Below are 25,585 nucleotides of genomic sequence, written 5' to 3' on the forward strand. Positions count from 1 at the left end.
GTCAGCCGGCCGCCACCGCGCGCTTGGCTGCAGCCACGATCCGCTCAACGCTCGGCAGGTACTTCATTTCCAGGCGGAACAGCGGAATGTGGGTGTCGTAGCCAGTAACGCGTTCGACCGGGGCCAGCAGGTCGTAGATCGATTCCTCGGCCAGGCGCGCGGCGATCTCGGCGCCGAAGCCCGCGGTCTTCGGGGCCTCCTGCACGATCACGCAGCGACCGGTCTTGGCCACCGATTCGGCGATGGTGGCGAAGTCCAGCGGACGCAGCGTGGCCACGTCGATGACTTCGGCGCTGATGCCTTCGCCGGCGAGCTTGTCGGCCGCTTCCAGCGCTTCCTTCACCTGCGCGCCCCAGGTCACCAGGGTCACGTCGGTGCCGTCGCGCAGCACGAAGCAGACGTCCAGCGGCAAGGCCTCGCCGTCGTTGACGACCACTTCCTTGTACTGGCGATAGATGCGCTTGGGCTCCATGTAGATCACCGGATCCGGCTCGCGGATCGCGGCCAGCAGCAGGCCGTACGCACGCTGCGGCGAGGACGGCAGCACCACGCGCAGGCCCGGCACGTTGGTGAAGATCGCCTCGTTGGCTTCGCTGTGGTGTTCCGGCGCGCGGATGCCACCGCCCCACGGCACGCGCAGCACCATCGGGCAGTGCAGGCGGCCACGGGTGCGGTAACGCAGGCGTGCGGCGTGGCAGACGATATGGTCGACCATCGGGTACATGAAGCCATCGAACTGGGCTTCGGCCACCGGCTTCATGCCCTGCGCGGCCAGGCCAATGGTCAGGCCGGCGATGGTGGTCTCATCCAGCGGGGTATCGAGGATGCGCTCGGAGCCGAAGCGCTGCTGCAGGCCGGCGGTGGCGCGGAACACGCCGCCGTTGACGCCCACGTCCTCGCCCAGCACCAGCACCGACGGGTCGTGCTCCAGCTCCCAGGCCAGGGCCTGGGTGATGGCTTCGATGAGGGTGATCGGCGTGGTGGTCATGCTCTCTTCTCCGCGCGCGACAGCAGCGCTGTCGGCGGCGTTGGTGTGCGCGCCGGGCGCGCCGTTCTTGATCTCATCCATGGCGCTTCTCCAGGGCGATCGCCTGGGCACGCTGGGCCAGCAGGTCCGGCGGCGGATCGGCATACAGGAAGTCGAACATCGCCTCGACCGGCTGCACCGGGGTGTTGAGGTACAGGTTCACTTCCTCGTCCACGCGCGTGCCGCACTCGGCGATCCAGGCGGTTTCTTCTTCTTCGCTCCACACGCCGGCGGCGGTCAGGTACTTGCGCAGGCGCAGCATCGGCTCGCGCTGCCAGGCATCCTTCACTTCGGCGTCGTCGCGGTAGCGACGCGCGTCATCGGCGGTGGTGTGGTCGGACAGGCGGTAGGTCATCAGTTCCAGCACGGTGCCACCGTCGCCGGCCAGCGCACGCTCGCGCGCCTGCTCCATGGCCGCCAGCACCGCGATCAGGTCGTTGCCGTCCACCTGCAGGCAGTGCAGGCCGCCGGCCAGGCCCTTCTGCGCCAGCGTCTCGGCACCGGTCTGGGCCGAACGCGGAACCGAGATGGCCCAGCCGTTGTTGACGATGCACAGGATCAGCGGCAGCTTGTAGGCGCCGGCCGAGTTCAGTGCTGCGTAGAAGTCGGTCTTGGAGCTGCCGCCGTCGCCGCACACCGCCACGGCGATCTGCGGTTCCTTGTTGAGCTTGAACTTCAGCGCGGCGCCTGCGGCATGCAGGCACTGGGTGGAGATCGGCACGCAGAACGGGAAGTCCTTGGCCGCATTGCCGCCGTAGTCGTTGCCGCGCTCGTCGCCGCCCCAGTACATCAGCACGTCGTGCGGACGCACGCCACGCATGAACATCGCGCCGTACTCGCGGTAGGACGGTGCGAACACATCGTCCTTCTGCATCGCAGCGCCGATGCCCACGTGTGCGGCTTCATGGCCCAGGCAGGCGGCATAGGTGCCGAGCTTGCCGGTGCGCTGCAGCGCGATGGATTTGCTGTCGAACGTGCGTACGTACAGCATCTGCTTGAACAGCGGTACCAGGACCTTGGGGTCGCGCAGCGACGCGGGCAGGTCATCGCGGACGAGCTTGCCGTCCGCGTCCAGGTACTGCAGGTATTCGATCTTGAATTCAGCGGCAACCGTCATTGCGTACTGCACCTTCGACAGAGAAGTTACAAATGATATGAATCGCCATGTTAAGGAACGCGTACGGAATAGCCTTCCTGCGCCGCAACACGGCGATTCCCCGTTTTACCCCTGCCGGCGGGTGGGGGGCCAATAACAACAACGTATTCAGTCGTTGCTGCAAAGCATCAGAATACGCTTCTGGCTGACCGCCAGTACAACGGCATGTGGGGTTCCACGCGCAGGCCCGTCATCGGCCGATGCTCCACGGCCAACCGGACGCCCCGGTATGGACGTGGCGGCTGCCAGCATGGCGGCAACGCGCTACCCTTGCCGCCCCCGATCTGGCCGCACCCATGTCCGTCGACAACAACCAACGCGATCTCGAAGCCGGCATCCACACCGACCTGCAGGGGCGCCTGACGTACGGCGGCTACCTGCGGCTGGACCAGCTTCTCAGCGCGCAGCAGCCGCTGTCCAACCCGCCGCACCACGACGAGATGCTCTTCATCATCCAGCACCAGACCTCGGAGCTGTGGCTGAAGCTGCTGGGTCACGAGCTGCGTGCCGCAATCGGCTTCCTGCAGCGCGATGAAGTCTGGCAGTGCCGCAAGGTGCTGGCGCGCAGCAAGCAGGTGCTGCGCCAGCTGACCGAACAGTGGTCGGTGCTGGAAACGCTGACCCCGTCCGAGTACATGGGCTTCCGCGACGTGCTGGGCCCTTCGTCGGGCTTCCAGTCGCTGCAGTACCGCTACATCGAGTTCCTGCTGGGCAACAAGAACGCGCAGATGCTGCAGGTGTTCGAGCATGATGCGGCCGGGCAGGCGCAGCTGCGCACCGTGCTGGAGGCGCCGAGCCTGTACGAGGAGTTCCTGAAGTACCTGGCCCGCTTCGGCCACGCCGTACCGGCCGTGTATGAAAACCACGACTGGACCCAGCCGCATGTAGCCGACGACGCACTGCAGCCGGTCTTCGAGCGCATCTACCAGGACACCGACCGCTACTGGCGCGAGTACGCGCTGTGCGAAGACCTGGTGGACCTGGAGACCGCGTTCCAGCTCTGGCGCTTCCGCCACATGCGCACGGTGATGCGGGTGATCGGCTTCAAGCGCGGCACCGGCGGCTCGTCCGGGGTGGGCTTCCTGGCCAAGGCGCTGGAACTGACCTTCTTCCCCGAGCTGTTCCAGGTGCGCACCAGCCTGCAGGCCGGGCCCCCGGCAGAACAGGGCTGATCCGTATTCAGCTTGGATCCCGGCCGTGGGCTGGATCGTTTCAGATGCAAGTTCAGCGAGCAGGCCGGCACCTGCCTCAAACGGCGTGTATTTGACGTGAACGCCAGAAGTCGGTGATCCTCGCGCGTTGCTCCAACTGCACAGCGGACGTGCTCGTCATCCACCGAACCAGGAAACCCGCATGAGCGTAAACGCCACTGCGAACACCCCAGAGCCGGCCCTGCCGGACTTCAAGACCACGCTGGGCCATCCGCGCCCGCTGTGGATGCTGTTCATGACCGAGTTCTGGGAGCGCTTTGCGTTCTACGGCATCCGCTGGGCCTTGGTGCTGTACATCGTCGCCCAGTTCTACAACGGCAACGCCGCCGGTGAAGGCGACGCCAGCCGCATCTACGGTGCCTACCTGGCGCTGGTGTACGCCGCGGCGATCTTCGGTGGCTACGTGGCCGACCGGGTGCTGGGGTACCAGCGTTCGATCCTGACCGGCGCGGTCATCATGGCCGCCGGCCTGTTCATGATCTCGCTGCCGCAGGAGCACATCTTCAAGCTCGGCCTGGCCACGATCATCGTCGGCAACGGCATGTTCAAGCCGAACATCTCGACCATGGTCGGCAAGCTGTACGGCCTGAAGGACGAGCGCCGTGATTCCGGCTTCACCATCTTCTACATGGGCATCAACATCGGCGCGATGATCGCCCCGGTGCTGACCGAGTACCTGGCCCGCAAGGTCTTCGGTACCTCGGAAATGCCGTCGTACAAGGTCGTGTTCATCGCCTCGGGCGTGGGCATGCTGATCTCGCTGGTGTGGTTCTACATCGGTCGTGCCGGCCTGAAGGGCATCGGCGCACCGCCGGCCGGCGCTGAAGGTTTCGGCCGCATCATCATGGTGCTGATCGGTGCCGTGGTGGCCATTCCGATCGCCTACTTCCTGCTGGCCACCGGCGCCACCGCGCTGGCCTGGATCCTGGGCGCGATGTTCACCGCGCTGGCCGTAGTGCTGCTGATCGAGGGCATCCGCGAGGGCAAGGTGCAGCGCGACCGCGTGATCGCCATGCTGATCATCTTCGCCTTCAACGTGATGTTCTGGATGTTCTTCGAACAGGCCGGCAGCTCGTTCACCTTCCTGGCCGAGAACATCGTCAACCGCCAGTTCGGTGAATGGACCTTCCCGACCGCCTGGTTCCAGTCGGTCAACTCGGTGGCCATCATCACCCTGGCCCCGATCATCGCCTGGATCTGGGTGGCCATGGGCCGTTCCAATCCGTCCATCCCGCGCAAGTTCGGCCTGGGCCTGCTGTTCAACGGCGCTGCCTTCGCGCTGCTGATGTTCGCCCTGTCGCAGATGGTCGTGGACGGCAAGATCCCGTTCTGGACCCTGTTCATGGTCTACGTCATCCAGTCGGTGGGTGAGCTGTGCCTGTCGCCGATCGGCCTGTCGATGGTGACCAAGCTGGCCCCGGTGCGCCTGGTCGGCTTCGGCATGGGTGGCTGGTTCCTGTCCACCGGCATCGGCAACAACCTGTCGGGCATCTTCGCCGGCGTGGTCAGTGGTGAAGGCGGCATGACGGTCGAGTCGGCCCTGAAGGGGTATACCTTCGGGTTCTGGGCCCTGATCGGCTCCGGCGTGGTGCTGTTCCTGATCGCCCCGCTGATCAACAAGCTGATGCACGGCGTCAAGTAACGATGAGAGGGTAGATGGCATGCGCATGAAGCTCGGTGGAGCAGTGGTGGTGGTCTGTGCGGCGCTGATCGGCGCCTGTTCCCAACCGCAACCGCCTGCCGCCGCCGAGCCCACGCAGCCCCTGGATACCCGGCCCACCGAGCCACCGGTCGCTGACCCCAGCGAACCGGTGGCCTCGGGCAACACCCCGGTGGCGGCGGACATCGCCGCCATCGCCGGGCTCGGCGCTCAGTTCGACCCGGCCCGCGACCCCGCCGACGACCTGGCCACCGCCAAGGTGGAAGCCCAGCGCGGCAAGAAGCGCATCCTGCTGGAAGTCGGCAATGCCGCCTGCGACCGCTGCCATGCGCTGGACGAGATCGTGGAAGGCAACGGCGACCTGCGCCGCTTCCGCGATGCCCACTACGTGTGGGTGAAGGTCAACGCCAGCGACGAGCAGCCCAACACCGCCTTTTTCGCCCAGTTCCCGGTGATGGAGCACGACTATCCGCGCCTGCTGGTGCTCGATGCCGATGGAAGCCTGCTGGTCTCGCAGGCCACCGGCGAGCTGCGCAGGGGTGAGGCGTTCCAGCCTGCGCGGGTGAGCGCCTTCCTGAAGCAATGGGCACCTGACCGGTAGTGCCGGCCGCTGGCTGGCGGCTTGCCTCTGATCTGGTGGGTGCTGACCGTTGGTCGGCACTGAGGTCGGGTCGCATCCACGCATGGCGTGGATCTACTGTGGTTGCGGTCACATTCCCGGAATCGGCATCTCAATATCGCAACGCGCTCGCCGTTACCGGCAAGGATCTCAGTCGACATCCCGTCGATGCACCCTACCGGAACGCCCATGCACAGCGACCACGCCGAACGATTGCCCGAACCCGCCAGCAACCTGGCCGAGGGTGGGGCAGGCGAGGGCGTGACCCTGCCGCCGCAGGAGGCCCTGCTGGATGACGCCGGCACCGGCGAGGACGCTGTTGAACTGGCACCGCCACGCCACCGCCTGCCGCAGATCGCCTTGCCCGACAACGTGGTGCTGAAGGGCGCGGTACAGAAGCTGGTCGAGCAGAAGTCCCGGCTCGATGCATTGGCCGCCGACGGCCAGCTGGCCGGGCTGCTGCCGCCGGAATGGCAGGGCCACGGCGTGCGTGCGATCGAGCTGTCCACCTTCATCCAGGGCGTGCTGCCGTTCCTGCAGCCGGGCGAGCGCGGTGAGACCGCTCCGGCGCGCCTGCCGGTGCGCCATGTGCTGGGTGACGACAGCCGCTGGGGCCTGGACGACGTCGCCGAACCGAAATCGCTGGCCTGGTACCTGGCCAGTGACGAACGCGCCACCGCTGGCAGCAAGGACGTGGCCGAGGCGTATCTGGTTGGGGCACTGGGCCTGGCGTGGATGCAGGAAGGGCGCAGCCGCCCGGGCTTCCTGCGTGCGATGGGGCAGGACAGCCTGGCGGCACGGGTGACCATGCTGGGCTATCCGCCCGCCAACGAGCTGGCGCTGTACAGCGTTACCGCACACGGCCAGCAACAGATCTGGTGCGTGCATGGTCGCCGTCGCATGCGCCCGCTGGTGGCACCGTGGCTGAGCGTGCCGCTGCTGACCGCCTACGGCGTGCCGGCACCGGTGGCGTGGCCGTCCAGCTTCCCGCCGGTGGAGGCCGTGGCCGAACTGCTGGCCACCGTCCGCCTGGGACGCGCGCTGCCGGAAGTGGACCTGGCCAAGGCAGTGGCGAAGATCGCCGAGGACGCCGCGTCGGAAGCCTGGCAGCCGGTCAGCCTGCTGCAGCTCAACACCTGGTCACCGCGCTGGCACTTCTTCCTCGGCACCTTCGTCGGCCTGCCGTCACTGTTGCTGGTGGCTGCGGCACTGGCGCTACCGGGGGCGGTCGAAGCGGCCACAGTTGCCGCCTCGCTCGGCTTCGCCGGTGGCGCCATCGCGGCGCTGGCCGTGCCGTGGATCCACGCACGGCGCAAGCATCTGAGCTGACCCAGCGCGCCTCGGGGTCGGATCCCTTTCCGCAGGAGAGGGCTCTGACCCCGCCGAAGCTGCACCGTTGTGTCGCCATCCACGCGTGGCGTGGATCTACCGGGGGCCGGGTGTTGCCGCCTGCAGTTGCTGCCGGGCCCGCTCCATCGCGGTCTGCAATCTTTGCTTGAGGACCTCACGAGAGGGCAGGGTGGTCAGGTATTCCGCGACGTGGATGCCTGAGCGGTCCAGCTCCAGCAATTCGATCTGGCCGGCCTTCTTCCCTGTGCAGAGGATGATGCCCAACGGTGCCTGCTCGCCGTCCTCACGTTCGTAGCGGTCCAGCCATCGCAGATAGAGTTCCATCTGCCCTTTGTAGGCGGGCTTGAACTCGCCGATCTTCAGTTCGATGGCGATCAGCCTGCGCAGACGCCGGTTGTAGAACAGCAGGTCCAAGTGGAAGTCATCGCCGTCGATCTGGATGCGCTTCTGGCGGGCGACGAAACTGAAGCCTGTGCCAAGTTCGAGCAGGAAGCCCTGCATCTCGCGAAGGATCGCGCTTTCAAGGTCCTGCTCGTCCCAGCTGTCCTTCAGGCCAAGAAAATCCAGTACGTAGGGATCACGCAGTACCAGTCCCGGTGACAGCTGCTGATTCCCGCGCAGGGCTGCCAGTTCATCGGCGATGGTCTGCTCTGGTTGGCTGGAAAGCGCCGTGCGCTCGTACAGCATCGAATCGATGCGCCGGCGCAACGTGCGTACACTCCAGCCCTCGGTGGCGGCCATCTGTGCATAGAAGTCGCGCTTGAGCGGATCCGCCAGCGGGATCAACGCGATGAAGTGGGTCCAGCTCAATTGTCGTATCAGCGATACGACAATCTGTTCATCTGCAAATGCCGTGGAGAACTGCACCATCCTGCGCAGGCTTTTCTCACCGAAGGAGGTACCGAATTCGGTCGTCAGCGCCTTGGCTATCCGGGTGAAGGCAAGCTCCCCGTAGCGGGCCCGTCGCCCCCTCAACTGATCAGCGTGGATGCGATGCCCGATCCGCCAGTACAACAGAGTGAGCTCGGCGTTGATGGTCCTGTGCATCCTGTTGCGCGCCGCGCAGATCAGCTCTCTGAGATCGTCCAGCAATTTCTCGCCATGCGGCAGCGTTGAATCATCCATGAGGGAGCCCGTCCGATGTGGATCCATGGCCGGGCTGATACCCGTTGAACGCTTACCGTCAGCCCGCACACACGGACAGTCCAATAGGAGAATTCACTGGATCAGCCCGTTTCGATACACCCGCCTCGCGGAAACGGGCCGCACCGGGCCAATGAGGAAATGCCGGCGGGCGAGGGCGACACTTCAGGACGGGATCTGCGGGAAGTGAATGCGTCCGATGGCCTCGCTTGCGGCCAGCCCACAGCCCGCCAAAGAGCGGGTCCCGTCAGGTCAAAGGGGACGGACGACAATCGCCCAGCCGCTGTTCTGCTAACAGCCAGGGTCGGCACCCGCGACTTGGGCCCCAAACGACTTGATTCCTTCCGTCCCCCTTTTTCTCAGACCCCTTCGCCCATCCGCTCCAGGCCATCACCGGCCAGGCGCAGGATCAGCTTTTCCAGCAGCTGCTCCTCCTCCTCGCTCAGCACCGACATCAGCTTGCGGGTGATCTCGATCACCATCGGCGCGATGGTCTCGTACACCTCGAAGCCGGCTGCCGACAGCGCCAGCACCGAGCGGCGGCGGTCGTCACCATGCGTTTCGCGCTTGATGAAGCCGCGCTCCAGCAGGCGGGCCACGGCGCGGCTGACCGCCACCTTGTCCATCGCCGTGCGGTCGGAGACCTCGCTGGCCGAGGAGCCCGGGTACAGCGCCAGGATGGTGATGACCCGCCATTCGGGAATCGCCAGACCGTAACGATCACCGTACAGCTTGGCGATGTTGCCGCTGACCCGGTTGGACAGCACGCTCAGCCGGTACGGCAGGAACTGTTCCAGGTCGAGCAGGACGTGCGAGGCACGCAGGCGGGTCGAGGCAGGATCGGCGGGGCTCATGTTGCGGTGCACCTTGCTGGTGGTTTCAAGTGTAACTATAAGGGGTAGGTCCAGACCCTGCATTCTCGCCGGGTCCCTACCTGCCCGCACCTGGTTTGTACCGATGCGGTACCGATTCGGAGCCACGCCATGAATACCGCAGTCCCGACCGCCTCGCACCCCAACCCCGGCATGCAGGTCACCACCTTCGAGAACCCGATGGGCATCGACGGCTTCGAGTTCGTCGAATTCGCCGCCCCGGCCGGCCGTGGCCAGGAGCTGCACGAGTACTTCCGGAAGATGGGCTTCAGCGCGGTGCTCAAGCACAAGCAGCGTCCGATTACCGTCTATCGCCAGGGCGACGTCAACTTCCTGGTCAATGAAGACCCCGATTCGTTCGCCGCCGACTTCGCCGAAAAGCACGGTCCATGCGCCTGCGGCTTCGCCATCCGCTTCAAGAAGCCGGGCCAGGAGGTCTACCAGACCGCGCTGGGCAACGGCGCCGAAGCCATCGCCTTCAAGCCGGACAGCAAGGCGGTCAGTGCCCCGGTCATCAAGGGCATCGGCGACTGCATGCTGTACCTGGTCGACCGCTACGGTGCGGCCGGCAGCATCTTCGATGGCGACTACGAGCCGATCGCCGGCGCCGACCTGCATCCGTTCGGCTTCGGCCTGACCTTCATCGACCACCTGACCCACAACCTGTACTTCGGCAACATGCAGCAGTGGTCGGATTACTACGAGCGCCTGTTCAACTTCCGCGAGATCCGCTACTTCGACATCAAGGGCCTGAAGACCGGCCTGGTGTCCAAGGCGATGACCGCGCCGGACGGCATCGTGCGCATCCCGCTGAACGAATCGTCGGACCCGAAGAGCCAGATCAACGAGTACCTGGACGCCTACAAGGGCGAGGGCATCCAGCACATCGCCTGCTTCACCGAGAACATCTACGAGACCGTTGAAGCCATGCGTGCGCAGGGCGTGGATTTCCTCGACACGCCGGAGACCTACTTCGACGTGATCGACCAGCGCGTGCCGAACCACGGTGAAGACGTGCCGCGCCTGGCGAAGAACAAGATCCTCATCGATGCCGATCCGGAAACCCACCAGCGCAAGCTGCTGCAGATCTTCACCCAGAACTGCATCGGCCCGATCTTCTTCGAGATCATCCAGCGCAAGGGCAACGAAGGCTTCGGCGAAGGCAACTTCACCGCGCTGTTCGAGAGCATCGAGCGCGACCAGATCCGCCGCGGCGTGCTGTAAGGTCATCGGTAGCGCCGGGCCCGTCCCGGCGCCTGCCCATCTGTAGAGCCGAGCCATGCTCGGCTGCTTTCCGTTCCGGTTTTGCCGTACCCAGGAGCCCCCATGTCCAGCGCCATCACCGCCCGCGGCTACCAGTCCGGCTTCGGCAACGAATTCGCCACCGAGGCCGTTGCCGGCGCGCTGCCGGTCGGGCAGAACTCACCGCAGAAGGTGGCCCACGGCCTGTACGCCGAACAGCTGACCGGCACCGCCTTCACCGCACCGCGCGGCAGCAACCGCCGCAGCTGGCTGTACCGGATCCGCCCGGCGGTGACCCATGGCGAGTTCACCCCGTTCGCACAGTCGCAGCTGCAGTGTGATTTCGGCGCACAGCCGGCCTCGCCGAACCAGCTGCGCTGGAGCCCGCTGCCGCTGCCGGAGCTGCCGACCGATTTTGTCGAAGGCCTGTACACGATGGGTGGCAACGGCTCGCCTGATGCGCATGCCGGCGTGGGCATCCACCTATACGCTGCCAACCGCGACATGGTCGGCCGCTACTTCTACGACGCCGACGGCGAGCTGCTGATCGTGCCGCAGCTGGGCGCGCTGCGCCTGCTGACCGAGCTGGGCGTGATCGAGATCGAGCCGCAGCAGATCGCGGTGATCCCGCGCGGCGTGCGCTTCCGCGTTGAACTGCCCGATGGCCCCAGCCGCGGCTACATCTGCGAGAACTACGGTGCGCTGCTGAAGCTGCCCGACCTCGGCCCGATCGGTTCCAACGGCCTGGCCAATCCGCGCGACTTCGAGACCCCGCACGCGGCGTTCGAGGATGTGGATGGCGATTTCGAGCTGATCGCCAAGTTCGAGGGCCGCCTGTGGCGTGCGCCGATCGACCATTCGCCGCTGGACGTGGTGGCCTGGCACGGCAACTACGCGCCGTACCGCTACGATCTGCGCCGCTTCAACACCATCGGTTCGATCAGCTACGACCACCCGGATCCGTCGATCTTCCTGGTGCTGCATTCGCCCAGCGACACCCCGGGCACCAGCAACATGGACTTTGCGATCTTCCCGCCGCGCTGGCTGGTGGCGCAGAACACGTTCCGCCCGCCGTGGTTCCACCGCAACATCGCCAGCGAGTTCATGGGCCTGGTGCATGGCGCGTACGATGCCAAGGCCGAAGGCTTCGTGCCCGGAGGTGCATCGCTGCACAACTGCATGAGCGGCCACGGCCCGGACGCGCCGACCTTCGACAAGGCCTCCAGTGCCGATCTGTCCAAGGCCGATGTGATCAAGGACACGATGGCCTTCATGTTCGAGACCCGCGCAGTGATCCGCCCGACCGCACAGGCGCTGGCCGCCGGCCACCGCCAGGGCGATTACCAGCAGTGCTGGAACGGCCTGCGCAACAATTTCCGGTCAACCCGCTAGCTTGGTGGATGCCGACCTTGGTCGGCACGGATCCTGACCGCATCCACGCATGGCGTGGATCTACCGAACGCAGCCCTCGGTAGGTGCCGACCTTGGTCGGCACGGATCCTGGCCGCATCCACGCATGGCGTGGATCTACCGAACGCAGCCCTCGGTGGGTGCCGACCGTTGGTCGGCACGGATCCTGACCGTATCCACGCATGGCGTGGATCTACCGAACGCCGCCCGTGGTAGGTGCCGACCTTGGTCAGCACGGATCCTAACCGCATCCACGCATGGCGTGGATCTACCGAAAGGCGGTCGGGATATGAAGCAGTAGATCCACGCCATGCGTGGATGATTGCCTCCGTATCCTACGCTTACGCCACCTCGGCGAACGCGTCGCAATGCTCCAATGGCAATGCCTCCAGCAGGCGCTGCCGCACGCGCTGGCAATAGCCATCCGAAGTCAGCGCGGGCAGCAACTGCATTGCCGACTGCAGCCGCTGCAGTACCTCATCCCCCGCACGCGCCTGCTGCAGGTCGCGGAACAGCGCCGCTGCCTGTGGATGCCGCTGCATTTCCAGGATGCCCAGCACGTAGATGCGCGCCGCTACCAGCGAGCGGCGACGTTCGACCGGCGTGGCGGTGGTGGTCGCTGGCACTTTCACCGGTGCCGTATTGACCGGTTCTGCAACCGCGTGAAGGGGCGCCGCCACCGTTGCCGTGCCGGTCGCAAGATAGCCCGCCTGCACCAGTTGGATCACCATCGCCGGGGCCTCCTGGCCGAGCAGGCCGGTCAGGTCGGCAACAGTGCGCTGGCCGTCGCACAGGATCAGCAGCCGTCGCTGGCGCATGTCCAGCGGCGCGCGGTGGGCCTGCAGCGCGGTTCGGGCGAGATCGGTCTTGCGCGGTTGCATGGAAGGGACAGCCAAGTCGGTGCACGCCGAGCCTGAACGAGGGCGATGAAACGGCGATGACAATGCAGCGCCTGCACGCTCATTGCGCTAGCGTGCAGCCACCTTCGTGCCAGGGAACCGCACCGATGAAGCACCTTCCGATTGCCGGTCTGTTGTTGCTGTCACTTGCCGCCTGCAACCGCACCGCCGAGGCGCCCGCCGCGGTTGATGCGACTCCCTTACCTGCCGCTCCTGCTCCTGCCGTGCCTGCACCGGCCGTAGAACAGGGCCCGGCGCGCCTGGACGGCTTCGCTGGCGCAAAGCTGGGTGCCGGCATCGCCGAGGTCCGCACCGGCTTCGGCACGCCGCTGCAGGGGCTGGGCACTGACGCGGCCGGCAAGCCACTGCCGGCCGACGACAGCAGCGACGAGTGCTATTACCTGCACCCGCAGGGGGCCGAGGACCCGCGTCTGATGATCGAGGGCCGCAAGCTGGTGCGCTACGAAGTGACCAGCACCGGCATTGTCGCCCCGGGCGGCGGCAAGGTCGGCATGACCCTGGGTGAACTGCAGCTGCTGTATCCCGAGCGCGCCGACGTCGGTCCCGACAAGTACGACGACAAGGCCCAGCACCTGCGCGTGCGCCCGGCACAGGACGGCGCGGCCATCATCGACTTCTCGCTGTCCCGCGATGGCAAGGTTGACGGATGGCGGGTCGGCCAGACCCCGCAGGTGGACTACGTGGAAGGCTGCCTGTGACCACCGCAAGCGTGGCTCACCCGCAACGGGTGGGCCACGCGTAGAATCGCGCCACGACCGCTGGGGGAGTGCTCGATGATCGCCATTGCCATTGCCTGGTTCCTGCTTGGCCTGCTGCTGCTGGCGCTGGGCGGGGACTCCATCGTCAAGGCTGTGTCCGGCCTGGCCCAGCGCTTCGGGGCCAGCCCGTTCACCGCCGGCCTGCTGCTGCTCGGGGTGACCACCTCGTTGCCGGAACTGGCAGTCAACGCGCGCGCGCTGGCTGTCGGCCAGCCGGAGCTGGCATTGGGCAATGCGGTGGGCAGCAGCATCGTCAACCTGGGCTTGACCCTGGCGGCGGCAGCCATCGCCGCACCGCTGCTGCTGCGCGCGCGCCTGCAGACGGTGCTGTGGTGGTCGCTGCTGGCGGCTGGCGTACTGCTGATCCTGTTCGGCCTGGATGGCCGTCTGGTGCGTTGGGAAGGTGGCGTGCTGGTGGCCGGCTTCATCGTGGTGCAGGTGGTGCTGCTGCGCCGTGGCCGCAGCGAAGGCGCGGAGGTGCAGGCAGCCATTGCCGAATCCGCGCTGAGCCGCACGAGCCTGCCGTTGAACGTGCTGCGCGTGCTGATTGCCGCGTTGACGCTGTACTGGGGCGCGCGCCTGGTGGTGGGCGCCGCCGCGGACTTCGGCGTAGCCCTGGGCTGGACGCCCCTGCTGGTCGGCCTGCTGCCGGTGGCGATCGGCACTGCACTGCCGGAGGTGGCCACCGCCATCGCCGCCGCGCGTCGCGGGCATGGCGACATGGTGCTGGGCCACGTGCTGGGTTCCAGCGTGGTGAATCTGCTGCTGGTGATTGGTGCGATGGCAGTGCTGCAGCCGCTGGCGTTGCCGGCCTCGTTCGTGCGCCTGGAGCTGCCTGCGCTGCTGGCGTTCGCGCTGGTGCTGTACCCGATGCTGCGTGGCGACCTGAAGGTCAGCCGCGGTGAAGGCGCGATCCTGCTGGTCGCGTTCGTCGGCTGGTTCGTGCTGGAAATGCTGCTGGTGGGCGCCCCGGCCATGTAGATCCACGCCATGCGTGGATGCGGTTGGTGCCGTGCCGACCAAGGTCGGCACCTACCACCGATGACGTGCCGACCAACGGTCGGCACCCACCCGTACAGGGTTACCGGCCCTGTGCGTGCTCTTCTTCCTCGCGCACCGGTTCCGGCGGAGGCATCTGTTCTTCAGCAGCCGGCTCGTTGCCGGGCAGGCTGGGGCGGGTTTCCATCAGCAGCGACAGCGCGGCCTTGGCCATCATGTGCGCGCTGATCGGTGCGGTGATGAACAGGAACACGGTGATCAGCAGCTCGCGCGGCTGCGGGTCCTGGCCCAGGAAGATGTGGTAGCAGACCGAGCACACCAGCACGCAGCCCACGCCCAGCGTGCTGGCCTTGGTCGGTGCGTGCAGGCGCTTGAAGAAGGTGGACAGCTTCACCAGGCCCAGTGCGCCGACCAGGATGAAGAAGCAGCCGAACAGCAGCAGGATCGACAGGCCGATCTGGATCGCGGTGATCATTCGACGATGTCCCGGCGCAGCACGAACTTGCTCAGCACCACGGTGCTGCCGAAGCCGAGCATGGCGATGATCAGCGCCGCCTCGAAGTAGATCGGCGAGTTGAGGTACATGCCGAACAGCATCAGCTCGGCGATCGCGGTCACCGACAGGGTGTCCAGCGCGAGGATGCGGTCGGGCACGGTCGGCCCGCGCAGCAGGCGCCAGGTGGCCAGCAGCATCGCCAGGCCGACCACGTGCATGCACACCACCAGCGTGGTCTGGATGACTTCAAAACCGGTCATGGGAAGATCTCCATCAACGGCGCCTCGTAACGGCGCTTGATCGTATCGATCAGGTCCTGCGGGTCCTCCAGGTGCAGCACGTGCACCAGCAGGTACTTGCGGTCGTCACTGAGCGCGGCCGAGACCGTGCCGGGAGTCAGCGTGATCATGCTGGTCAGCGCTGCGATGCCGTGGATGTTGGCGATGTCCAGCGGCAGCCAGATGAAACCCGGGTGGATGTTCTTTTCCGGGCCCAGCACCTGCAGGGCGACGCGGATGTTGGACATCAGGATGTCCCACAGGGTCACGCACAGCAGCTTGGGCAGCGGCCGCAACGTGCCGATGCGGGCGAACTCGCGGTCCAGGCGCGCGGCGAACAACGGCACCACCACGCCCAGCAGCAGGCCCAGCACGATCTGGCCGAGGGTGAAGCTGTCGGACATCAACAGCCAGAACGCCACCACCATGATGCTGAGCATCGGCGAGGGAATGATGCGGCGGAACAGGGAGCGCTGGGCGGTCATGGCTGGCGGATCTCCGGCGTGGTCGCGCGCAGCTGCTGCACGTACTCACTGGGGTGCAGCAGCTGTGCGGCGGTGGCGTCGGTGTAGCGCATCAGCGGGGCGGCGGCCAGGGTCATGCCGATGCCGTAGCCCAGCAGGATGCAGGCGGCGTACAACTCGACCCGGCGCAGGCGTGCCTTGCGCGGCTTCGGTGCCTCCGGATCGACCGGCGGCACGCGCCAGAACAGGCGGATGCCGCCGCGGGTCAGGCCCATGATCACCAGCAGGCTGCTGACCAGCACCGCGGTCCAGACCGGGCCGGTGTACTGCTCAGGCATGCCGGCCAGCAGGGCGGCCTTGGCCAGGAAGCCGGACAGCGGCGGCAGGCCGGCCACCGATACCGCGCCGATCAGGAACAGCACCGCCGGCGTTTCCTTGCCCGGCATCGGCGCGACGACTTCCTTGCGGTCGCTGGCGCCGCCGCGGCGGCGACGGATCAGGTCGGCGATCAGGAACAGCGCGGCGGCGACAAAGCTGCTGTGCGGCAGGTAGTACAGGCCGGCCGAGAGAACCTGCGGGGTGCCGACCGAGAAGGCGATGAACAGCGTGGCCGCCGATACGATCACCAGGTACGAGATCAGCACGCGCAGGCGGGTCGCGGCCAGCGCACCGAGGCCGCCCAGTACCAGCGTCGCCACGCCGGCCCACATCAGCCAGTCGCGGCCATAGCCGGCCATCGCGCCGGCGTCATCGCCGAACCACAGCATCTGGATGCGCAGCACCGAGTACAGGCCGACCTTGGTCATGATCGCGAACAGCGCGGCCACCGCCGCCGGTGCGCGCGAATAGGCTTCCGGCAGCCATAGGTACAGCGGCATCAATGCGGCCTTGGCGCAGAACACCAACAGCAACAGGCCCATCGTGGCCTTGACCAGCGTCAGCTGCGCCGGTGGCACCTCGGCGATGCGCTGCGACAGCTCGGCCATGTTCAACGAACCCAGCGAGGCGTACAGCAGGCCCAGCGCGATCAGGAACAGGGTCGAGGCGGTGACGTTGAACACCACGTAGTGCAGGCCGATGCGCATGCGCAGGCCGCGGCCACCGCTGAGCAGCAGGCCGTAGGAGGCGATCAGCATCACCTCGAAGAACACGAACAGGTTGAAGATGTCGCCGGTGAGGAACGCGCCGTTCAGGCCGACCAGCTGGAACTGGAACAGCGCATGGAAATGCGGCGCGCGGCGGTCCCAGCCCGAGCAGGCATGCAGCAGGCAGGGAATGGCCAGCAGCAGGGTGGTCAGCAGCATCCACGCCGACAGCCTGTCGGCCACCAGCGCGATGCCCAGCCTCGACGGCCAGTCGCCGAGCAGGTAGACGTTGATGTCACCGCTGGCGGTGGTGGCGAACAGCAGGCCCACTGCCAGCGCCAGCGCCGACAGCGAGGTCCACGCCACCGCGCGCTGCACCTTGGGGCCGTAGCGGCGATGTTCGACGAACAGCGACAGCGCGGCGCCAAGCAGGGGAATCAGGATCGGCAGGATCACCAGATGGTTCATGCGCGGTCCTCGCCCTGGCGCGGCGGCACGCTCTCATCCTGCAGGTCGTCGTCGGGCTCGTGGGCGTCCACGTGGTCGCTGTGGTTGTCGCTGCGGCTGCGCATGGCCAGCACGATGCTCACCGCGGTCATCGCGAAGGCGATCACGATCGCGGTCAGCACCAGTGCCTGCGGCAACGGGTCGGTGTAGTTGCCGAGGTGGCTGTCCACGCCTTCCTGCAGTACCGGCGCCTTGCCCAGCACCACGCGGCCACCGGCAAAGATCAGCAGGTTGGTGGCGTAGGACAGGAAGGTCATGCCGAGGATCACATCGAAGCTGCGCGCACGCAGCAGCAGGTAGATGCCGATGGCGGTCAGCACGCCGATCGCGGTAGCCAGGGCCAGTTCCATCAGTGCATCTCCCCGGTGCGGGCCGAACGGCGTTGCAGGTCGATCTCACCCTTGCGGGCGGTACGGGTACGCGAGGGCTTGATCGTGCCCATCATCGACAGCATCAGCATGGCGCCGCCGAACACCACCAGGTAGACGCCGATGTCGAAACCGATCGCGCTGGCCAGCGGCACGTCGCCGATCAGCGGCAGGTGCAGGTCGAGGTGGCCACTGGTCAGGAACGGTACGCCGAACAGCATCGAGGCGCTGCCGCTGAGCAGGGCGATCAGCAGGCCCATGCCGATGCAGCGGATGTAGTCGAAGCCGAAGCGCGATTCCACCGAGGCAGTGCCCTGGATCACGTACTGGATCAGCAGCGGCACCGCCAGCACCAGGCCGGCGATGAATCCACCACCGGGTGCGTTGTGGCCGCGCAGGAACAGGAAGATCGACACGGTCAGCGTCAGCGGGAACATGATCTGCGCCAGGTCGGCCGGTACCGGCAGCTTGATCGGCGGGCCGGGCATGATCTGCTCCGGGGCCATCCGCGTGCGTCGCAGCAGCGCGTGCACGACCAGCGCGGCGATGCCGAACACGGTGATCTCGCCGAAGGTATCGAAGCCGCGGAAGTCGACCAGGATCACGTTGACCACGTTCTGGCCGTACGCCTCGGGCAGGGCACGGGCGAGCAGTTCGCCGGCCATGGTGTTCGGCGGCAGCGTCATCGCCGAATAGGCCAGCGCACCGAGGCCGGCACCGGCGATGATCGCGATCACCGCGTCGCGGCGCTTGCGCCAGCGCGGCCGCTCCGGCCCGGACTGCGCGGGCAGGTAGTTCATGCCCAGCAGCATCAGCACCAGGGTGACCATCTCGACCAGCAGCTGGGTCAGCGCCAGGTCGGGTGCGGACAGGAACACGAAGGTCAGCGCCACCATCAGGCCGACGCCGCCGACCAGCAGTACCGCCAGCAGGCGCTGCTTGTAGACGCGCAGGGTGGCGACCGCACAGGCCATCATCACCAGCCACAGCGCCCAGCCCAGCAGCGGGATCGGCTGCGGCTTGGTCCAGTTCGGCGAGGCAGGGTTGGCGATGTAGGGCGCGGCGGCCACGGTGATGGCCACCAGCACCAGGCCCAGCAGCATGCGCTGCAGGCTGCCATTGGCGATGCCGTTGGTCAGGCGCATGGCCAGCGCGGAAATCGCATCCAGCTGCGCGTGGAAGACGTTGCGGCCGGTGGTGCGGGTTTCCACCGCGTGCAGGTTGATCAGCCTGCGCAGACCGAAGTACAGCGCCACGCCGCCGACCACGCCGATCGCGCTCATCGCCAGCGGCAGGTTGAAGCCGTGCCACACCGCCAGGCTGTACTCGGGCATGGCGTTGCCGAGGATCGAGGCAGCAGCGGCATGCAGCACCGGCGCCACCGTCAGTGCCGGCGCCACGCCTACTGCGATGCAGATCACCACCAGCAGTTCCACCGGCACCTTCATCCAGCGCGGCGGCTCGTGCGGCACGCGGTCCAGGTCATGCGGGCCAGGGCCGAAGAAGGTGTCGTGCACGAAGCGCAGGCTGTAGGCCACGCCGAATACGCCGGCCAGCAGCGCGGCGATCGACACCGCGGTGCGCATCGCGCCCGGGCCGCCACCGGCGGTCAGTGCCTCGGCGAACAGCATTTCCTTGGACAGGAAGCCGTTGAGCAGCGGAATGCCGGCCATCGCCAGCGAGGCGATGATCGCCAGCGCACTGGTGAACGGCATCAGCCTGCGCAGGCCGCCCAGCTTGCGCATGTCGCGGGTGCCGGTCTCGTGGTCGATGATGCCGGCGGCCATGAACAGCGAGGCCTTGAAGGTGGCGTGGTTGAGGATGTGGAACACGCCGGCCACCACCGCCATCGGTGTGGACAGGCCGAACAGCAGGGTGATCAGGCCCAGGTGCGAGATCGTCGAATAGGCCAGCAGGCCTTTCAGGTCGTGCTGGAAGATCGCGTTCCAGGCGCCGATCAACAGGGTGATCGCACCGATGCCGCTGACCGTGTAGAAGAACAGGTCGCTGCCGGCCAGCGCCGGATGCAGGCGCGCCAGCAGGAACACGCCGGCCTTCACCATGGTGGCCGAGTGCAGGTAGGCCGAGACCGGGGTGGGCGCGGCCATCGCGTGCGGCAGCCAGAAGTGGAACGGGAACTGCGCGCTCTTGGTGAAGATGCCGGCCAGCACCAGGAACAGGGCATACGGATACAGCGCGCTGGCGCGGATCTGCTCGCCGGCGGCCAGAACCACGTCCAGGTCGAAGCTGCCGACGATGCGGCCGATCAGCAGCACGCCACCGAGCAGGGCCAGGCCGCCGCCACCGGTGATCACCAGCGCCATGCGCGCGCCTTCGCGGGCGTCCTGGCGGTGCGACCAGAAGCCGATCAGCAGGAACGAGCTGATGCTGGTCATTTCCCAGAAGATCATCAGCAACAGCAGGTTGCCCGACAGCACCATGCCCAGCATGGCGCCCATGAACAGCAGCAGGTAGCAGTAGAAGCGGTGCGCGTTGTCCTGCTGGCTCAGGTAGTAGCGCGCATACAGCACCACCAGCGCGCCGATGCCCAGCACCAGCCCGGCGAACATCCAGGCCAGCCCGTCCAGGCGCAGGGTGAAGTCCAGCCCGATCTGCGGCAACCAGGGCACCAGGGTGCGGACCACCTGGCCATCAAGTACAGCGGGCGTCAGCCAGCCGAGGATGGCCAATCCGCCCAACGGCGCCAGCGCCGCCAGCCAGGCAGCAGTCGAGCGCGAACTACGGGGGAAGGCCGCAACGGCCGCTGCCATCAGGAACGGCAGGGCCAGCAGCAGGGGCAGGCTGGGGAGCATGCAGGGAATCCATGATTCACGAGCAGGTCAGGGAGGATAACAGGCTGCGAAATGTCGCCGAAACCCATCGAACAGCGATCAATTGCATGTAACGTTCGCTGATTCATTTTTTCTGCGGCGCAACATCGCGTTCCTGCATCGCCTCGCCGGCTGCCCTCGGGAGACACCCTACGCCCACGCAGGGAGACCGCAGGCCCTGTCGCACAGGGGCTGCCGTCGACGGGCGGGCGGTGGGGAGCGGGTCACCGGGGCAGGCTGGCAGGGCCGCCGTGGAGTGCGGGTGACGGGATCTGCCCGTTCAGGAAACGACGGCCGCTGCCGGCCGCCGGCGCGTCAGTAGCGCCAGTCGAGCTTGCGGTAGAGCTTGGCCATCACCCACGCCGGGCCGATCAGCAGGTAGGTCAGGTCGGTCAGGAAGCTGGGCTTGCGGCCCTCGAACGTGTGGCCGATGAACTGCGCCACCCAGGCCACCACGAACACACCTACCGCCAGCCAGCGCAGGGCCTGCAGGCCGATTTCTGCTTCCAGCAGGCGGCACAGGCAACCGAACACGAAGAACTGGATGAGCATGCCGATGCCCAGCGGGCGCGACAGCTTGTTGTAGAAGCACCAGGCGCTGAACATCGCGAACGCCGACCAGATGCCGTACTGGAACCAGGTGATCAGCGGCGGCAGGCACCACAGCAGAGCCACCACCGACCACAGGATGGCCGGTACAGCCACCACGTGGATGCGCTGGTTGATCACGTTCTGGTGGTCGTCGGAATAGCTGGCGAAATAGCGGTCGATCGGCCGCGCAAGCTCGGTGGAGGTCTGCATGCGGCCAGCATACTCCCGCCGGGGCCAGGCGGTGAGGGGGCGCCGAATGGCTGGCGCCGACGAGTGGGGTCGATGAGGTGGGACCGATGAGGTGGGGCCGATGGGGCGGGGCCGACCGGGTAGAGTCGACTGCTCTTCGTTTCGACGGCGAAAATCCCCGCGCTGCGCGCGATAGTCGACTAACAGTCGACTCTACCCAGTCGACCGTATCGCGGCCGATTTCATCCCAGTCGAACGCATCCCAGCCGATGCACCGCCGTCGGCGGCCGCGCCTTCAGAACGCCCCCAGCCTTTCCGGCCGGGGGCGCAGGCGGATCAGTCGACGCTGATCCCGGCCAGGCGCTGCAGCGCCTCGGCGTACTTGGCGCGGGTGCGCTCGATGATCCCGGCCGGGATGCTCGGGCCCGGGGCGGTCTTGCCCCAGTCCAGCGTCTCCAGGTAGTCGCGCACGAACTGCTTGTCGTAGCTCGGCGGGCTGGTGCCCACTTCGTACTCGTCGGCCGGCCAGTAACGCGAGGAATCCGGCGTCAGCATCTCGTCCATGATGTACAGGCGGCCATCGGCGTCTGTACCGAACTCGAACTTGGTATCGGCCAGGATGATGCCGCGCTCGCGGGCGTAGTCGGCGGCGAACTTGTAGATGCGCAGGGTGGCGTCGCGCACGCGCTCGGCCAGATCGGCACCGACCTGCTTCACCATCGCATCGAAATCGATGTTCTCGTCATGGTCGCCCACGGCGGCCTTGGTCGAGGGGGTGAAGATCGGCTCGGGCAGCTGCTCGGCCTGGCGCAGGCCGTCGGGCAGGTCGATACCGCTGACCTTGCCAGTGCGCTGGTAGTCCTTCCAGCCGCTGCCGATCAGGTAGCCGCGGGCGATCGCTTCCACCGGCACCGGCTTCAGCTTGCGGGTGACCACCGCGCGCTTGGCATACAGGGCCGGGTCCACGCCCTCGGGCAGCACGCTGGCCACGTCGATGCCGGTCAGGTGGTTGGGCATCAGGTGCGCGGTCTTGGCGAACCAGAAGTTGGACACCTGGCAGAGCATCTCGCCCTTGCCCGGAATCGGGTCGGGCAGCACCACGTCGAACGCCGACAGGCGATCGGTGGCGACCATCAGCAGGTAGTCGCCCGGCGGGGTCCCTGCAGGCAGCCGCTCGCGCGGGATATCGAACACATCACGCACCTTGCCGCGATGGCGCAAGGGCAGGCCGGGGAGATCGGATTGCAACAGCGTGGTTGGCACGGGCACTCCTGGGGCGTTGTCGATACGGCTGCCCAACGGACCCGGCGGGCCCGCTGACCAGCGGGCGGCCTAGTGTAAAGCCGTCCGGGCCCGCTGTGACGTAAAATGAGTGTCCATTTCGTCGGTCGACCCCGGAGCGCCATGCGCTGGTACGGAAAACTGCTCGGATTCATCGCCGGCGCCCTGCTGTTCCGGCCCAATCCGCTGTTCGGTGCGGTGGTCGGCCTGTTGCTCGGCCATGCCTTCGATTCGGACTGGTTCCGCCTGAACAAGGAGAACCCGTACCGGGAGCTGGGGCTGACCTCCGAGGCCACCGATGCCGAGGTCGAGCGCGCCTACCGCAAGCTGATTTCCCAGTACCACCCCGACAAGCTGGGCGGCGCCGCCCCCGAGCTGCAGCAGCAGGCCGAGCAGAAGTCGCGGCGGATCAACGCCGCCTACGACCGCATCAAGACCCTGCGCAAGCGCTGACCCCATAGTCCCGCCTGCGGGCGGGAGAACCCTTTCCCCGTTCCGAAGGCCCCGGCCATGTCCAACTGCCTCATCGCCCCGTCCATTCTCTCCGCCAACTTCGCCCGCCTCGGCGAGGAAGTCGACAACGTCCTCGCCGCCGGCGCCGACTGGGTCCACTTCGATGTGATGGACAACCACTACGTGCCGAACCTGACCATCGGCCCGATGGTCTGCCAGGCCCTGCGCAAGCACGGCGTGACCGCGCCGATCGACGTGCACCTGATGGTCGAGCCGGTGGACCGCATCATCCCGGACTTTGCCGAGGCCGGTGCCACCTACATCAGCTTCCACCCGGAAGCGAGCCGCCACGTGCACCGCACCATCCAGCTGATCCGCTCGCTGGGCTGCAAGCCGGGCATCGTGCTCAATCCGGCCACGCCGGTGGACATCCTCGACTGGGTGCTGGATGACCTGGACCTGGTGCTGCTGATGTCGGTCAACCCGGGCTTCGGCGGCCAGGCCTTCATCCCCTCGGCGCTGGACAAGCTGCGCGTGGTGCGCAAGATGATCGACGCCAGCGGCAAGGACATCCGCCTGGAGATCGATGGCGGCGTGAAGGCCGACAACATCGGCGAGATCGCTGCCGCCGGCGCCGACACCTTCGTTGCCGGTTCGGCCATCTTCAACGCCAAGACCAGCTACCAGGACGTGATCGCGCAGATGCGCGCGAACGTTGCTGCGGCAAGGGGCTGAGCCATGGGTACGGTGGCCGTGTTGAACATCCGTCCGGCCACCGTGGCCGACGCTGGCCTGATCCTGCATTTCATCCGCGAGCTGGCCATCTACGAGAAGGCCGAGCATTCGGTGCAGACCGACGAGATCGGTATTGCCGAAAGCCTGTTCGGCGCCGATGCGACCGCACGCGCGTTGATCTGCGAAGCCGACGGCGAGGCCATCGGCTATGCGGTGTATTTCTACAACTATTCCACCTGGCTGGGCCGCAAGGGCATCTACCTGGAAGACCTCTACGTCAGCCAGGAAAAGCGCGGCGCCGGCGCCGGCAAGGCACTGCTGAAGTACATCGCGCGCCAGGCCGTGGCCGAAGGCTGCGGCCGCTTCGAATGGTCGGTGCTGGACTGGAACACCCCGGCCATCGAGTTCTATACCGCTGCCGGTGCGAAGCCGCAGGACGAGTGGACCGTGTACCGGTTGCAGGGCCAGGCGCTGCACGATTTCGCCAACGGTTGATACGCAAGGCAGCCACGCATGGCGTAGCTCTGCTGCGTCCGCGCCTCGACCTGGATGGGGGGCGAACCGCAATCCGGTGGGTCCTAACTGCAACCCGGTGGGTGCGAACCTTGGTTCGCACGATCCCCTTGCACAAAAAAAAGCCACGCCAATCACTGGCGTGGCCTCGCTGCATGCGTGGGAGGCTGATCCTGCCTCCATCCGTCGTCCCTGCTATGGCCTTCCATTCTCCGGGCCGGCAATGACATCTGCATGACATCCACGCATGGCGTGGATCTATCGCCTGGCGTTCACTGGCCGCGAACGCGTGATTGATAGCCTGTGCGGCCCCACTCTGGAAGCACCGCATGACCACCCCGCGCTGGCGCCTGATCCTCAACGGCAAATCCGCAGGCAACGATGACCTGCGTGAGGCTGTTGGCCACTGGCGCGGGCAGGGCGTGCAGCTGGAAGTGCGGGTGACCTGGGAGGACGGCGACGCCGAACGCTACGTGGCCGAGGCGATCGAGCATGGCGTGGACGTGATCGTCGCTGCCGGTGGCGACGGCACGCTCAGCGCGGTCGCGGAAACACTGGCGCATCGCGAGGAATCGGCCGATGCGCTGCCCTCGCTGGCGCTGATCCCGATGGGCACCGCCAACGATTTCGCCACCTCGGCAGGCATTCCGGCTGGACCGAAGGAGGCCTTCGCGTTGATCGGGCAGACCGCGCCGCGTGCCATCGATCTGCTGCGCGTGGACGCCGATGGCACGCCGTGGTGGTGCGCCAATCTCGCCAGCGGTGGCTTCGGCACGCAGGTCACCGTGGAGACCGACGCTGGCCTGAAAAAGATGCTGGGCGGGCTGGCCTATGTGATCACCGGCATCGCCAAGCTCGGCCGCATCGAGCCGATCAACGCACGCCTGTCGGGACCGGATTTCGCGTGGGAAGGCGACTTCATCGCGCTGGGCATCGGCAACGGTCGCCAGGCGGGCGGCGGCCAGCAGCTGTGCCCGCAGGCACTGATCGATGATGGGCTGCTGGATGTGACGGTGCTGCCGGAGCTGGAAGGCGAAGTCACCGCTACCCTTGGCCAGATGCTGAAGTCCGGTACCCAGGCTGCGCTGGAACAGCTGGCCACGCGCGCGCGGCTGCCGTGGTTGCAGATCGAATCGCAGCGACCGCTGACGCTCAACCTGGACGGTGAACCGGCGCAGGCCCAGCGGTTCCGCATCGAGTGCGTGCCGGACAGGGTGCGGATGCATCTGCCGGTCGGTTGCCCGCTGCTGGGCGGGCAGGGGTAGAGCCGTTGGGTAGAGTCGACTGGGTAGAGTCGACTGTTAGTTGTGATCTCTCGGTAGGTTGTTCATCCGGGACATCTTTGGAAAATGGTGGTTACCACACCTGTCCAGCCCCCAAAGAGCCCGGATGAACCACCATAAAAATGCCCGTTTGACGCCGTTTAG

Annotated in this window: 25 protein-coding genes; 12 read left to right on the plus strand and 13 right to left on the minus strand. The window is 66.7% G+C overall.

Going from position 1 to position 25,585, the window contains the following annotated elements:
- Position 1: 1 nt before the first annotated feature.
- Together AC5P88_RS18535 and pdhA are read right to left on the minus strand one after the other, a co-directional pair.
- On the minus strand, positions 2–1,069 hold the full coding sequence (locus AC5P88_RS18535) for an alpha-ketoacid dehydrogenase subunit beta (protein ID WP_019338598.1): 1,068 nt from the start codon (positions 1,067–1,069) through the stop codon (positions 2–4).
- Positions 1,062–2,144, minus strand: a complete 1,083-nt coding sequence (gene pdhA, locus AC5P88_RS18540) for a pyruvate dehydrogenase (acetyl-transferring) E1 component subunit alpha (RefSeq protein WP_049428059.1) — start codon at positions 2,142–2,144, stop codon at positions 1,062–1,064. The genes AC5P88_RS18535 and pdhA overlap by 8 nt, the downstream gene beginning before the upstream one ends.
- A 335-nt stretch (positions 2,145–2,479) precedes the next feature.
- Between pdhA and AC5P88_RS18545 the strand changes: the two genes are divergently transcribed.
- From AC5P88_RS18545 to AC5P88_RS18560, 4 genes are all read left to right on the plus strand, one after another.
- On the plus strand, positions 2,480–3,355 hold the full coding sequence (locus AC5P88_RS18545; protein WP_495225727.1) for a tryptophan 2,3-dioxygenase: 876 nt from the start codon (positions 2,480–2,482) through the stop codon (positions 3,353–3,355).
- Between the two features lie 181 nt (positions 3,356–3,536).
- A complete protein-coding gene (locus tag AC5P88_RS18550; protein ID WP_286074394.1) occupies positions 3,537–5,036 on the plus strand; it encodes a peptide MFS transporter in 1,500 nt (499 codons plus the stop codon).
- A 19-nt stretch (positions 5,037–5,055) separates the two neighbouring features.
- Positions 5,056–5,655 (plus strand): thioredoxin family protein, encoded by a 600-nt coding sequence (locus tag AC5P88_RS18555; RefSeq protein WP_111113266.1) that lies wholly within the window; start codon positions 5,056–5,058, stop codon positions 5,653–5,655.
- A gap of 207 nt (positions 5,656–5,862) precedes the next feature.
- The gene (locus AC5P88_RS18560) at positions 5,863–7,002 is read left to right on the plus strand and encodes a hypothetical protein (protein ID WP_495225728.1); all 1,140 of its coding nucleotides are present in this window, start codon (positions 5,863–5,865) and stop codon (positions 7,000–7,002) included.
- A 96-nt stretch (positions 7,003–7,098) separates the two neighbouring features.
- On the opposite strand, the gene AC5P88_RS18565 is transcribed toward AC5P88_RS18560, so the two are convergent.
- Positions 7,099–8,148, minus strand: a complete 1,050-nt coding sequence (locus tag AC5P88_RS18565; RefSeq protein ID WP_495225729.1) for a PDDEXK nuclease domain-containing protein — start codon at positions 8,146–8,148, stop codon at positions 7,099–7,101.
- Positions 8,149–8,525: 377 nt separating this feature from the next.
- Positions 8,526–9,020, minus strand: coding sequence for a MarR family winged helix-turn-helix transcriptional regulator (locus AC5P88_RS18570; RefSeq protein WP_010482680.1), 495 nt, complete (start codon positions 9,018–9,020; stop codon positions 8,526–8,528).
- A gap of 129 nt (positions 9,021–9,149) precedes the next feature.
- Between AC5P88_RS18570 and hppD the strand changes: the two genes are divergently transcribed.
- A complete protein-coding gene (gene hppD, locus AC5P88_RS18575; RefSeq protein ID WP_180836308.1) occupies positions 9,150–10,262 on the plus strand; it encodes a 4-hydroxyphenylpyruvate dioxygenase in 1,113 nt (370 codons plus the stop codon).
- A gap of 102 nt (positions 10,263–10,364) precedes the next feature.
- Entirely contained in the window at positions 10,365–11,672 is a 1,308-nt protein-coding gene (gene hmgA / locus AC5P88_RS18580) for a homogentisate 1,2-dioxygenase (RefSeq protein WP_495225730.1), read from the plus strand.
- Positions 11,673–12,031: 359 nt separating this feature from the next.
- On the opposite strand, the gene AC5P88_RS18585 is transcribed toward hmgA, so the two are convergent.
- A complete protein-coding gene (locus AC5P88_RS18585) occupies positions 12,032–12,571 on the minus strand; it encodes a hypothetical protein (protein ID WP_495225731.1) in 540 nt (179 codons plus the stop codon).
- 125 nt (positions 12,572–12,696) lie between these two features.
- Between AC5P88_RS18585 and AC5P88_RS18590 the strand changes: the two genes are divergently transcribed.
- Positions 12,697–13,308, plus strand: coding sequence for a hypothetical protein (locus tag AC5P88_RS18590; protein ID WP_495225732.1), 612 nt, complete (start codon positions 12,697–12,699; stop codon positions 13,306–13,308).
- A 75-nt stretch (positions 13,309–13,383) separates the two neighbouring features.
- Positions 13,384–14,349 (plus strand): sodium:calcium antiporter, encoded by a 966-nt coding sequence (locus AC5P88_RS18595; RefSeq protein ID WP_495225733.1) that lies wholly within the window; start codon positions 13,384–13,386, stop codon positions 14,347–14,349.
- Between the two features lie 100 nt (positions 14,350–14,449).
- Here AC5P88_RS18595 and AC5P88_RS18600 read toward each other — a convergent pair whose 3' ends face one another.
- The 8 genes from AC5P88_RS18600 to AC5P88_RS18635 all read right to left on the minus strand — a co-directional run bounded on the left by AC5P88_RS18600 (position 14,450) and on the right by AC5P88_RS18635 (position 22,439).
- Positions 14,450–14,842: a Na+/H+ antiporter subunit G gene (locus AC5P88_RS18600; RefSeq protein WP_106551319.1), complete on the minus strand. Its 393-nt coding sequence runs from the start codon at positions 14,840–14,842 to the stop codon at positions 14,450–14,452.
- Positions 14,839–15,123 (minus strand): K+/H+ antiporter subunit F, encoded by a 285-nt coding sequence (locus AC5P88_RS18605; RefSeq protein WP_005411334.1) that lies wholly within the window; start codon positions 15,121–15,123, stop codon positions 14,839–14,841. Before AC5P88_RS18605 ends, AC5P88_RS18600 begins: the two co-directional genes overlap by 4 nt.
- Positions 15,120–15,626, minus strand: coding sequence for a Na+/H+ antiporter subunit E (locus AC5P88_RS18610; protein ID WP_106551318.1), 507 nt, complete (start codon positions 15,624–15,626; stop codon positions 15,120–15,122). Before AC5P88_RS18610 ends, AC5P88_RS18605 begins: the two co-directional genes overlap by 4 nt.
- On the minus strand, positions 15,623–17,158 hold the full coding sequence (locus tag AC5P88_RS18615; protein WP_495225734.1) for a monovalent cation/H+ antiporter subunit D: 1,536 nt from the start codon (positions 17,156–17,158) through the stop codon (positions 15,623–15,625). Before AC5P88_RS18615 ends, AC5P88_RS18610 begins: the two co-directional genes overlap by 4 nt.
- Entirely contained in the window at positions 17,155–17,547 is a 393-nt protein-coding gene (locus AC5P88_RS18620; RefSeq protein WP_049428077.1) for a Na+/H+ antiporter subunit C, read from the minus strand. Before AC5P88_RS18620 ends, AC5P88_RS18615 begins: the two co-directional genes overlap by 4 nt.
- Entirely contained in the window at positions 17,547–20,378 is a 2,832-nt protein-coding gene (locus AC5P88_RS18625; protein ID WP_495225735.1) for a monovalent cation/H+ antiporter subunit A, read from the minus strand. The genes AC5P88_RS18620 and AC5P88_RS18625 overlap by 1 nt, the downstream gene beginning before the upstream one ends.
- A gap of 333 nt (positions 20,379–20,711) precedes the next feature.
- Positions 20,712–21,197: an Mpo1 family 2-hydroxy fatty acid dioxygenase gene (locus AC5P88_RS18630; RefSeq protein WP_286070195.1), complete on the minus strand. Its 486-nt coding sequence runs from the start codon at positions 21,195–21,197 to the stop codon at positions 20,712–20,714.
- A gap of 315 nt (positions 21,198–21,512) precedes the next feature.
- Positions 21,513–22,439 (minus strand): phosphoribosylaminoimidazolesuccinocarboxamide synthase, encoded by a 927-nt coding sequence (locus AC5P88_RS18635; RefSeq protein WP_164147100.1) that lies wholly within the window; start codon positions 22,437–22,439, stop codon positions 21,513–21,515.
- Positions 22,440–22,580: 141 nt separating this feature from the next.
- On the opposite strand from AC5P88_RS18635, the gene AC5P88_RS18640 reads away from it, so the two are divergent.
- The 4 genes from AC5P88_RS18640 to yegS all read left to right on the plus strand — a co-directional run bounded on the left by AC5P88_RS18640 (position 22,581) and on the right by yegS (position 25,423).
- On the plus strand, positions 22,581–22,910 hold the full coding sequence (locus AC5P88_RS18640; protein WP_025874605.1) for a J domain-containing protein: 330 nt from the start codon (positions 22,581–22,583) through the stop codon (positions 22,908–22,910).
- A 57-nt stretch (positions 22,911–22,967) separates the two neighbouring features.
- A complete protein-coding gene (rpe, locus tag AC5P88_RS18645) occupies positions 22,968–23,645 on the plus strand; it encodes a ribulose-phosphate 3-epimerase (RefSeq protein ID WP_010482664.1) in 678 nt (225 codons plus the stop codon).
- A gap of 12 nt (positions 23,646–23,657) precedes the next feature.
- Positions 23,658–24,140 (plus strand): GNAT family N-acetyltransferase, encoded by a 483-nt coding sequence (locus tag AC5P88_RS18650; RefSeq protein WP_065178874.1) that lies wholly within the window; start codon positions 23,658–23,660, stop codon positions 24,138–24,140.
- 347 nt (positions 24,141–24,487) lie between these two features.
- Positions 24,488–25,423 carry a lipid kinase YegS gene (yegS, locus tag AC5P88_RS18655; protein WP_495225736.1) on the plus strand — a complete coding sequence of 312 codons (936 nt, stop codon included), beginning with the start codon at positions 24,488–24,490 and terminating at the stop codon, positions 25,421–25,423.
- The last annotated feature ends 162 nt before the right edge of the window (positions 25,424–25,585 follow it).

It is taken from the genome of Stenotrophomonas sp. YJH_SMC_8, assembly GCF_059371315.1.